This is a genomic window from Pantoea sp. CFCC18177 (genome assembly GCF_059412425.1).
Genome location: NZ_JBNBPL010000046.1, coordinates 1 through 10,748, shown reverse-complemented (window position 1 = coordinate 10,748; position 10,748 = coordinate 1). Strand labels below are relative to the sequence as shown.

General features: G+C 52.5%; 10 protein-coding genes, 1 tRNA gene and 2 rRNA genes. 3 read left to right on the top strand and 10 right to left on the bottom strand.

Annotated elements, in window-relative coordinates; all coding sequences use genetic code 11:
• The 3 genes from rrf (ACPUC8_RS25805) to rrf (ACPUC8_RS25795) all read left to right on the top strand — a co-directional run.
• Positions 1–91: ribosomal RNA gene (gene rrf, locus ACPUC8_RS25805) — 5S ribosomal RNA — on the top strand; the annotation flags it as partial.
• A gap of 15 nt (positions 92–106) precedes the next feature.
• A tRNA-Thr gene (locus ACPUC8_RS25800) sits at positions 107–182 on the top strand.
• A 296-nt stretch (positions 183–478) separates the two neighbouring features.
• A 5S ribosomal RNA gene (gene rrf, locus ACPUC8_RS25795) occupies positions 479–594 on the top strand.
• Positions 595–754: 160 nt separating this feature from the next.
• Here rrf (ACPUC8_RS25795) and ACPUC8_RS25790 read toward each other — a convergent pair.
• The 10 genes from ACPUC8_RS25790 to ACPUC8_RS25745 form a co-directional block, all read right to left on the bottom strand.
• Positions 755–1,516, bottom strand: a complete 762-nt coding sequence (locus ACPUC8_RS25790) for an amino acid ABC transporter ATP-binding protein (RefSeq protein WP_039336895.1) — start codon at positions 1,514–1,516, stop codon at positions 755–757.
• Between the two features lie 8 nt (positions 1,517–1,524).
• The gene (locus ACPUC8_RS25785) at positions 1,525–2,625 is read right to left on the bottom strand and encodes an amino acid ABC transporter permease (RefSeq protein WP_039336893.1); all 1,101 of its coding nucleotides are present in this window, start codon (positions 2,623–2,625) and stop codon (positions 1,525–1,527) included.
• A 15-nt stretch (positions 2,626–2,640) separates the two neighbouring features.
• Positions 2,641–3,819, bottom strand: a complete 1,179-nt coding sequence (locus ACPUC8_RS25780; RefSeq protein WP_039336892.1) for an amino acid ABC transporter permease — start codon at positions 3,817–3,819, stop codon at positions 2,641–2,643.
• A gap of 66 nt (positions 3,820–3,885) precedes the next feature.
• Positions 3,886–4,911: an amino acid ABC transporter substrate-binding protein gene (locus tag ACPUC8_RS25775; protein WP_039336890.1), complete on the bottom strand. Its 1,026-nt coding sequence runs from the start codon at positions 4,909–4,911 to the stop codon at positions 3,886–3,888.
• A gap of 542 nt (positions 4,912–5,453) precedes the next feature.
• Positions 5,454–5,750, bottom strand: coding sequence for a DNA-binding transcriptional regulator Fis (gene fis / locus ACPUC8_RS25770; RefSeq protein WP_003855228.1), 297 nt, complete (start codon positions 5,748–5,750; stop codon positions 5,454–5,456).
• A gap of 24 nt (positions 5,751–5,774) precedes the next feature.
• On the bottom strand, positions 5,775–6,740 hold the full coding sequence (gene dusB / locus ACPUC8_RS25765; RefSeq protein ID WP_039336884.1) for a tRNA dihydrouridine synthase DusB: 966 nt from the start codon (positions 6,738–6,740) through the stop codon (positions 5,775–5,777).
• Between the two features lie 395 nt (positions 6,741–7,135).
• On the bottom strand, positions 7,136–8,017 hold the full coding sequence (gene prmA / locus ACPUC8_RS25760) for a 50S ribosomal protein L11 methyltransferase (protein ID WP_039336881.1): 882 nt from the start codon (positions 8,015–8,017) through the stop codon (positions 7,136–7,138).
• A gap of 12 nt (positions 8,018–8,029) precedes the next feature.
• Positions 8,030–9,475, bottom strand: coding sequence for a sodium/pantothenate symporter (gene panF, locus ACPUC8_RS25755; RefSeq protein ID WP_058974029.1), 1,446 nt, complete (start codon positions 9,473–9,475; stop codon positions 8,030–8,032).
• Positions 9,465–9,707: a YhdT family protein gene (locus ACPUC8_RS25750; RefSeq protein WP_039336876.1), complete on the bottom strand. Its 243-nt coding sequence runs from the start codon at positions 9,705–9,707 to the stop codon at positions 9,465–9,467. Before ACPUC8_RS25750 ends, panF begins: the two co-directional genes overlap by 11 nt.
• Before the next feature lie 72 nt (positions 9,708–9,779).
• A partial coding sequence (locus ACPUC8_RS25745) for an ATP-binding protein (RefSeq protein WP_494927734.1) occupies positions 9,780–10,748 on the bottom strand: 969 nt, incomplete at its 5' end.

Here is a 10,748-nt window from a genome sequence, read left to right as displayed (position 1 = left end):
CACCTGACCCCATGCCGAACTCAGAAGTGAAACGCCGTAGCGCCGATGGTAGTGTGGGGTCTCCCCATGCGAGAGTAGGGAACTGCCAGGCATCAAATTAAAGTGTGCTGATATGGCTCAGTTGGTAGAGCGCACCCTTGGTAAGGGTGAGGTCCCCAGTTCGACTCTGGGTATCAGCACCAGTTTTAAAGCGTGAGTTCGGTAAAAGAATTTGCAGTGCCCTGCGGACTCAAGTCCGAAGGATTTTACGCTGAAGCAATGCGGCAAGTAAGACGATGCGAAAGAGCATACTAAAGTATGTGACTGAGCAACGCGAATGCAGCAGTAGCGTAAAAGACACAGGACACGGCACACNAGGATTTTACGCTGAAGCAATGCGGCAAGTAAGACGATGCGAAAGAGCATACTAAAGTATGTGACTGAGCAACGCGAATGCAGCAGTAGCGTAAAAGACACAGGACACGGCACACAGAATTTGCCTGGCGGCTTTAGCGCGGTGGTCCCACCTGACCCCATGCCGAACTCAGAAGTGAAACGCCGTAGCGCCGATGGTAGTGTGGGGTCTCCCCATGCGAGAGTAGGGAACTGCCAGGCATCAAACACAGAAGCCCTGAACGAAAGTTCAGGGCTTTTTTGTGCACAAAACCCCTGAAGATAACGTGTTAATCCTTTGTTTTCCCAGAGAACTACCATCTGAGAGCTGAAAAAAGCCCCTGATCCTGCGAACAGAGGCTTGAATCTAACGCTATGAAGTTTAGTGGATAACCTGAGACAGGAAGGCGCGGGTACGCTCAGATTTAGGGTTAGCAAAGAACTCTTCAGGCGGTGCCATTTCGACGATCTCCCCACGATCCATAAAGATCACGCGGTCCGCCACGGTACGCGCAAAGCCCATCTCGTGCGTCACACACAACATGGTCATGCCATCTTCTGCCAGACCAATCATGGTATCGAGCACTTCTTTCACCATCTCGGGATCGAGTGCTGAGGTCGGTTCATCGAACAGCATGATTTTGGGTTTCATACAGAGTGAGCGGGCGATAGCGACACGCTGTTGTTGTCCACCAGACAGCTGGCCTGGGAACTTGTGTGCATGTTCTGCGATACGTACACGTTGCAGGTAATGCATTGCCAGCTCTTCCGCTTCTTTCTTCGGCATCTTGCGCACCCAGATCGGTGCCAGGGTGCAGTTCTGCAACACGCTCAAGTGCGGGAACAAATTGAAGTGCTGGAACACCATGCCAACTTCGGTACGGACACGCTCAATATTGCGCACATCATCATTCAAATGAATGCCATCCACCACGATACGGCCTTGCTGATGCTCTTCCAGATGATTGATGCAGCGTATGGTCGTTGATTTGCCCGAGCCGGAGGGTCCGCAAAGGACAATGCGTTCACGCGGTTTGACTTGCAAGTTTATATCTTTAAGAACATGGAACTGACCGTACCATTTGTTCACGTTTTCAAGAGAAATCATCATGGCGTCAGCCGCATTACTCATCATATTTGTCATGTAAAACCTCAGTGCGCATTACGCCCGGTGTGAAAACGCTTCTCCAGATACTGGCTATAGCGCGACATGCTGAAACAGAAAATCCAGTAGACCATCGCAGCAAACACATAGCCTTCGGTCGACATACCCAACCAAGTGGGGTCAACGGTGGCTTGCTGCACGCTACTGAAGAGATCGAATAATCCGATGATGATCACCAGACTGGTATCTTTAAACAGGGCAATGATGGTGTTCACCAGCCCAGGTATGGTCAGTTTTAGTGCCTGAGGTAAAATGACCAGCAGCTGTGTTTTCCAGTAACCCAGTGCCAGGGATTCTGCCGCCTCAGTCTGGCCTTTTGGCAGTGCCTGCAGGCCACCGCGCACCACTTCCGCAACATAAGCCGACTGGAACAGAATAACGCCGACTAATGCACGTACCAGTTTGTCGATGGTGGTGCCTTCTGCCATAAATAACGGCAGCATGACTGATGACATAAAGAGCACGGTTATTAGCGGAACGCCGCGCCAGAACTCGATGAATATCACCGATAAAGTGCGTACCACCGGCATTTTTGAGCGACGCGCCAGCGCCAGTAAAATGCCCAGTGGTAGTGCGCCTGCGATACCCACTGATGCAATGATCAGGGTCAGCGTCAAACCGCCCCACTGGCGGGTTTCAACCCGGTCCAACCCCAAATAGCCACCGTACATCAGCAGCCAGACAGCGATGGGATAAACCACAGCCCAGCAGGCGATATAGCGACCACGATTTGGCATCGATTTGAGGAACATTGGAATGATGGAAATCAAGCCAATGACCAGCGCCAGGTTAATGCGCCAGCGCAGCTCGTGTGGGTATAGCCCATACATAAACTGGCCAAAACGCGCGTGGATAAATACCCAACATGCGCCCGCTTTGGTGCAATCAGCACGGGTTTCTCCAATCCAGTTTGCCTGGAATACCAACCAGTTCAATGCCGGCGGGATCAGGCTCCAGATGATCCAGATACTGAACAGCGTTAATAGCGTATTCAGCCAACTGGAAAACAGGTTTTTGCGTGCCCAAAGCCAGGCTTTTCCAAGCGCATTGCTGGGTACTGGTGATGTTTCGTGTGTGGTTACAGACATAATGATCCCGTTCTCTTAACGCTCAACCAGCGCAATTTTGCGGTTGTAGAGGTTCATCAGCAGCGAAATGATCAGACTGATGATCAGGTAGACCGCCATGGTAATCGCAATGGTTTCTATCGCCTGGCCCGTTTGGTTCAGCACGGTACCGGCGAACAACGACACCATATCCGGATATCCAATGGCGGCCGCCAGCGATGAGTTTTTCACGATGTTAAGGTACTGGCTGGTTAAAGGCGGGATGATCACGCGCATCGCCTGGGGAATAATGACCTGACGCATCGTGACTGGATTAGGCAAACCCAGTGAACGCGCGGCTTCATTCTGACCATGTGGTACGGACTGAATACCCGAACGGATCACTTCAGCAATAAATGATGAGGTGTACACCGACAACGCCACGGTTAACGCTGCCAGCTCAGGGATCATGACAAAACCGCCACGGAAGTTGAATCCGCGCAGTTCGGGTACATCCCAATGCATAGCCGCACCAAACAACGTGTGGGCGATCAGTGGCAGCAGCACAATCAATCCTACAGCGGCAGGCCATGTACGGCGCAACTGTCCGGTTTTCAGCTGATGCTTACGGTTGAAGCGGAACAGTGCCCAACTGGCGAAAAGTGCCAGTGCCAGTGCAATCAGGAAAGGCCAGGTGCCGGGCGCGTATTCAGGCCAGGGAATATACAAGCCACGATTACTGACGAAAGCCAGATCGAAGGCATTTAATGCCTGACGAGGCCCTGGCAAATTGCGCAGTACGGCAAAATACCAGAAGAAGATCTGCAGCAGCGGCGGAATGTTGCGGAACGTCTCGATGTAGATAGTGGAGAGTTTGCGCAGCAGCCAGTTGTCAGAAAGACGAGCAAGGCCGATGGCAAAGCCAAGAATAGAAGCAAACACAATACAGAGCGCAGAGACCAGCAGGGTGTTGGTTAACCCCACCATAAATACGCGCGCGTAAGTGTCGCCTTCAGTGTAATCAATTAGGTGCTGGACGATGCCGAAACCGGCATTGCGCTCAAGAAATCCAAAACCGGATGTAATGCCGCGATTGGCCAGGTTAATCACGGTGTTGTGGATGAGATATCCCACCACAGCGAAAACCACCACAATCGCGATGATCTGGTAAAGCCAGGCGCGAACCGTAGGATTACCAAATGAAAAATCCCTCTTTACGGTTGGGCGTTGTGACATGTTGAAACCTCAGTGAAGAATACGCGTGGGCACCGCAGGGTGCGGTGCCCGACTGGCAAGTCAGAATTAGCGTACTGGTGGAGCGTACTGGATGCCGCCCTGATTCCAGAGTGCGTTCTGGCCGCGCGCGATTTTCAATGCGCTGTCTTTACCAACGTTACGATCAAACACTTCCTGATAGTTACCGACCTGCTTGATGATGTTGTAAGCCCATTTGTTATCCAGCTTCAGATCTTTACCGAAGTCACCTTCAGCACCTAACAGGTGTGCCATATCAGGGGTAGTTGGTTTCGCTGCCATCTGGTCAACATTCTTCGAGCTCACGCCCATCTCTTCCGCGTTCAACATGGCGTAGAGTGACCACTTGACGATGGTGAACCAATCGTCATCACCACGACGAACCACCGGGCCCAGCGGCTCTTTAGAGATCACTTCTGGCAGCACGATGAAATCATCTGGCTTGCCGAGTTTAACGCGCAGTGCATACAGCTGAGATTGGTCAGAAGAGAGGGTATCGCAGCGACCGCTGTCGAGTGCTTTCGCGGATTCGTCAGAGCGGTCGAAGGTTACTGGGGTGTACTGCATTTTATTGGCTTTAAAATAGTCAGCCACGTTCAGCTCGGTATCGGTACCAGCCTGGATACAGACAGTGGCGCCATCCAACTCTTTTGCACTTTTCAGTCCGGCTTTCTTATGGGTCAGGAAGCCGATACCGTCATAGTAGTTTACGCCAGCAAACAGGAAGCCCATGCCGCCATCGCGTGATGAAGTCCAGGTGGTGTTACGTGACAGAATATCCACTTCGCCTGACTGCAGCGCAGTGAAGCGCTCTTTGGCTGTCAGCGGGGTGTATTTCACCTTGCTGGCATCACCAAATACCGCCGCCGCAGCAGCGCGACAAACGTCCACGTCGATACCGGTAAATTTGCCGCTTGCATCAGCATAAGAGAAGCCTGGCAGGCCGTCACTGATACCGCACTGAACGAAACCTTTCTTCTTAATGGCATCCAACGTGGTGCCCGCATGCGCTTGTTGAGCAACTGCGAACAGCGAGGCAGCAGCGACCAGGGTGGAAAGCATCATCTTTTTCATAAAGCATCCTGTGTGGCGAGATCGTGTGTTGTTATGTTTACGCGCACTTTTATGTGCGCTTTTTTCTGTCTGTGGCGGTGAGCCATCCACAACTCTGCAAAGGTAATGCCAGGTTTGCAGAATCCTGAATTCACTGGAAAGATCTTTTAATAAACTGAAAGAACCAGAAAGTTATGGCTACTATGGCGCACCAAAAGGCAGCATGACGAGACGCCACGATCACAAATAGTGCAAAAAGTTTCACTATATGGAAGCAGTGTGAGCTATCACTCAGGACAAAATGTATAGGTTTGCAAGCTTACGTCTGAAAGGGTGCAGGATCACAGTGAGAAAGGGCTGGCGGGCGTTATGGCGCACAAGCACAGGGACATTTTAGGACAATGCGTTAGCGCTTAGGGTGACACAATATCACGGATGCAATTGCAACTATCGTTACCATATCCGCGACAATTGTTTCATGCGTTGTTAACGCAGGGAAACTATCTGGGCGATACAAACAAAAACGCCAACCCGAAGGTTGGCGTTAGCGCAGCAAAGAACAATCAGTTCATGCCGTATTTTTTCAGCTTCTTACGCAGGGTACCACGGTTGATACCCATCATCAGTGCTGCACGGGTCTGGTTGCCACGGGTGTACTGCATGACCATGTCCAACAGAGGCTGCTCGACTTCAGCCAGTACCAACTCATACAGATCACTAACATCCTGACCATTCAGTTGAGCAAAATAGTTCTTCAGTGCCTGTTTAACCGAATCACGAAGTGGCTTTTGCGTCACCTGATCCTGTGAGTTAACGGTTGAAACGGTCAGTACATCAGAATTTACGCGTTGTTCGAACATAGTTCTTTCAGCTCTTTATTTCGTTTACGCAAGATTTTCGAAGTATGCCTCCAACGCCTCCAGCTGTTCGCTGGCATCCTCTATGGCGTTGAATGTGCGCCGAAACTGGTCATCAGGAGCACTTTCCTGTAAATACCAGGAAACGTGTTTACGAGCAATACGGTATCCCTTGCGCTGACCATAAAAGTCGTGCAACTCCCGTATGTGCCCAATCAGCATTTGCTTCACTTCAGCCAGCGGCTTAGGTGCCAGCAGCTCCCCTGTGTCCAGATAATGCTGGATTTCCCGGAAGATCCACGGTCTTCCCTGAGCAGCGCGACCAACCATCAGAGCATCGGCTCCGGTATAGTCGAGCACCGCTCTGGCTTTATGCGGGTCAGTAATGTCACCATTCGCGATGATCGGAATGGAAACGTTCTGCTTAACTGTCCGAATGCTGTCGTATTCAGCTTGCCCTTCAAACAAACAGGCGCGCGTGCGGCCATGAATGGTGAGAGCCTGAATGCCACAACGTTCAGCCAATTGGGCAATTTCTACACAATTACGATTATCTTTGTCCCAACCAGTGCGAATCTTCAGCGTAACCGGTACATCGACTGCGTTGACTACCGCAAGGAGGATAGACTCCACCAGTTGCGGATGCTGCAGCAGCGCTGAACCTGCCATCTTACGATTCACTTTCTTGGCCGGGCAGCCCATGTTGATATCAATGACTTGCGCGCCAGACGCCACATTAATGCGTGCGGCAGCCGCCATATCATCAGGATCGCAACCGGCAATTTGCACGGCGCGAATACCGGGCTCGTCACTATGCACCATACGCAAACGGGATTTGTCAGTGGCCCAAACTTCTGGGTTGGATGACAGCATCTCGGAGACAGTCATACCGGCGCCGTTCTCATAACACAAGGTGCGAAATGGCTTGTCGGTTACCCCGGCCATAGGCGCAGCGATGAGTCGATTACGTAGCTGATATTGTCCAATGCGCATGAAAAAGAAGTGACCCTAACTGTTCGCAAGGCGGCGTATATTACGCATTTTTTACCGAAGATGAAAGGCCAAACTTTGAACAATTCGCCGTCAAAGATCATGGAAATCGGCCTGAACATAAGCTCATCTTATAATAGTCTTTAAAATTCAGTGCATTAAAAAAATATGCTGAAATTGTGAACAAACATTTTTCTTAAAACATGCACAAAATCACAAAATAAAAACCGCTACATCAGGTAATTAGCCAAAGAAATGACGGCAATGTGATTATTAATTGTACTAATTTTGCGAGCGTAGGGTACAGGTAGGGCTTTTCAAAGCATGGCGATGGCGAATGTCAGGGCTCAGCGCTTCAAACGGTTAACTGGCCAGCTTGGGCTGGCCAGTGATGAAGACTAGCGACGTACGCCGGTGATGCGGCACCACTCTTCTTTCTCGGCCACCGGGTCCAGCGCAAAGCGTTCGGCATAGGCTTCGCAAACCCCTTCTGCCTGGCTTGCCAGTACGCCTGACAGTCCCAGATGGCCACCTGCTTTTGGCAAGACGCTAATCAGCGGTGCCAGCTCGCGCAGTGGGCCGGCAAGGATGTTAGCCACGACGACATCAGCCTGCAGATTATCGGGCTGTTGGTGCGGCAGATAGAGTGACAGACGTTCAGAGACGCCATTGCGCTCGGCGTTATCGCGGCTGGCCTGGATGGCTTGCGGATCGATATCGATACCGATCGCCTGTGCAGCCCCCAGTTTCAAGGCTGCAATCGCCAGGATCCCGGAACCACAGCCGAAATCGATCACGGTTTTGCCCTGTAAATCGAGACCGTCGAGCCAGGTCAGGCACAGTGAGGTGGTAGGATGGGTACCCGTACCAAACGCCAGTCCCGGATCCAGCATCACATTAACGGCGTTTGGATCGGGCACATCACGCCAGCTTGGACAGATCCACAGACGTTCACCAAAGCGCATTGGGTGGAAGTTATCCATCCATTCGCGTTCCCAGTCTTTGTCCTCGATCTGTTCGATCTTGTGGTGGAAGTGCGATCCCAGCAGGGGATGCTGGCTCAGTTCGGCTACCACATCGTCCATCTCAGTTTCGGCGTCAAACAGGCCAATCACATCAGTATCGCCCCACAGACGGGTTTCCCCTGGCAGCGGCTCATAAACCGGGTTGTCATGGGTATCCTGGAACGTCACTGACACTGCACCGACATCCATCAGTGCATCGCTAAGGGGTTCGGCATTTTCACCGGTACTGTTAATTTTGATTTGAATCCAAGGCATAGCGTTTCTCTTTTATTCCACTGCAGCATTGCGCACATCAGGCGTGCTGCCAAACAGGTTGCCTGCGATAAAGGCCAACAGGCTTAAGGTCAATGCGGGGACGATAGGGTGGAACCCCCACAGTTCGATATTCAGGCTAGCGAGCAAGGTATAACAGGCCGCACCCACCACCATGCCGCTAATCGCGCCAGTCGCATTCGCTCGCTCCCAGTACAGGCCCAGTACCAGTGGCCAAAGGAACACCGCTTCCAGCCCGCCAAATGCCAGCAAATTGAGCCAAATAATCATATCGGGCGGATTCCAGGCAGCCAGCAGTAATAGCACACCCAGCACAAAGGTGATGCTGCCTGACAGCATACGCAAGCGTGCTTCATTTTCGCTGTGCTGGGGCGCAACACGCAGGTACAGATCCTTGATCAGCGTAGCGGAGGATTGTAATAGCTGCGCGTTAATCGTCGACATGATTGCCGCCATCGGCGCGGCGAGGAATATGCCTGCCGCCATTGGAGGCAGCACCGTGATCATTAATGTCGGAATGACGCGATCGGGAACGGTCAGGTCTGGAATAATGGCACGCCCCAGCGCACCCGCCAGATGCATACCCAGCATCAGGATCACCACCACAATCGTGCCGAGCACAATACCGCGGTGCATGGCTTTACTGTCTTTATAGGAAATACAGCGCACAGCCGTATGCGGTAAGCCAATCACGCCAAAGCAGACCAGCACGGCGAAAGAGCTCAGGAAGGTGGGATTGATGACATTACCCACGCCTTCTGGCGAGACCAGCTGCGGGTCGATGGTGCGTAGTTTCGTTACGGCAGTTTCCAGCCCACCGGCTTGGTGGATAACGGCAAACAGCAGCAGGAAAGTGCCGATCAGCATCACCAGGCCTTGCATCGCATCATTGAGTACGCTGGCGCGGAAACCGCCAAAAGCCGTGTACAGTGCGATAGTACCGCCAAATATCAGCAAACCAGTGTCATAAGGAATACCTGCCGCCGTTTCCAGCAGACGAGCACCGCCGATAAATTGCACCGTCATCGCGCCGATAAAGGCCACTAACAAGCTAATGCTGGAAAGCCAAATCAAGAGCGTGCTGCCATACCGGCCATACAGCATGTCATTTAGCGTAACGGCATTGTAGCGGCGGGCCAGAATGGCAAATTTTTTGCCCAGCACGCTAAGGGAAAGCCACACGGCGGGCACCTGAATCATCGCCAGCAATACCCAGCCAAGACCGTATTTGTAAGCTGCACCGGGGCCGCCAATAAACGAGCTGGCACTGATGTAAGTGGTCGTGATAGTCATGGCCAGCACGAAGCCACCCATAGAACGACTGCCGAGGAAGTATTCGCTCAGGAAGTTACCCTGGCGCTGCTTGCGCATGGCGAAAACAGACAGTGCCGCAATCAGCACCAGATAAGCCAGAAGTGGAAGAATGATTTCAGCGTCCATCATGGTCCTCCAGTGACATATCACGGAACAGGATGCGCACCATCAGCCAGCACAACACAATAAACAGCAGCGGTGCAAAGATGCAGGAAAGTTCGAACCAGCGAGGCAGGCCCAAAACACCGATTTCATCCCCACCTAACCAGGCGGAAAATCCCCAGACGGCAAGGTAAGCCAGCGTCAGATAAAAAGCCCAGCGCGCCTCTTTGTTCGCTTGCAAAAAACGCCAATCCATTATGTAACCTCAAAGGCGACAAAAATGAAAAAAGGCCGGATTAACCGGCCTCTGATTTGCTCTGCGCTGCCATTACTTCTCGTGCAGGCCGAGTTTTTTCTCCAGATAGTGGATGTTGGTGCCACCCTGCTGGAAGTTTTCGTCGGACATGATTTTCATCTGCAGCTCGACGTTGGTCTTGATGCCGTCGATGATCAGCTCCGCCAGCGCATTCTTCATACGCGCGATCGCCACTTCACGGGTGTCACCGTAGGTGATCAACTTACCGATCATAGAATCGTAATACGGCGGCACGCTGTAGCCGGCATAGATGTGCGATTCCCAGCGCACGCCAAAACCGCCTGGCGCGTGGAAACGGGTGATCTTGCCCGGGCTTGGCAGGAAAGTGTTCGGGTCTTCGGCGTTGATACGGCATTCCACCGCATGGCCGCGAACCACCACGTCTTCCTGTTTGATCGACAGCGGCTGACCGGCAGCAATACGCAGCTGCTCTTTGATCAGATCCACGCCGGTGATCATCTCGGTCACCGGATGTTCAACCTGAATACGGGTGTTCATCTCGATGAAGTAGAACTCACCGTTTTCGTACAGGAACTCGAAGGTACCCGCACCGCGATAGCCGATATCAATACAGGCCTTGGCACAACGCTCGCCGATGTTACGACGCAGCTCTGCCGTGATGCCTGGCGCGGGCGCTTCTTCGACCACTTTCTGGTGGCGACGCTGCATTGAGCAGTCACGTTCCGCCAGATAGATCGCGTTGCCCTGACCGTCGGCCATCACCTGAATTTCAATGTGACGTGGGTTCTCGAGGAATTTCTCCATGTACACCATGTCGTTGTTGAAAGCCGCTTTGGCTTCCGCTTTCGTCATGCCGATGGATTGTTCCAGATCTTTTTCGCTGCGCACCACGCGCATGCCGCGACCACCGCCGCCGCCGGAGGCTTTGATGATCACCGGATAGCCGATGCGCTTGGCGATGGCACGGTTTTTATCCATGTCATCGGTCAGCGAGCCGTCAGAGCCCGGTACGGTCGGTAC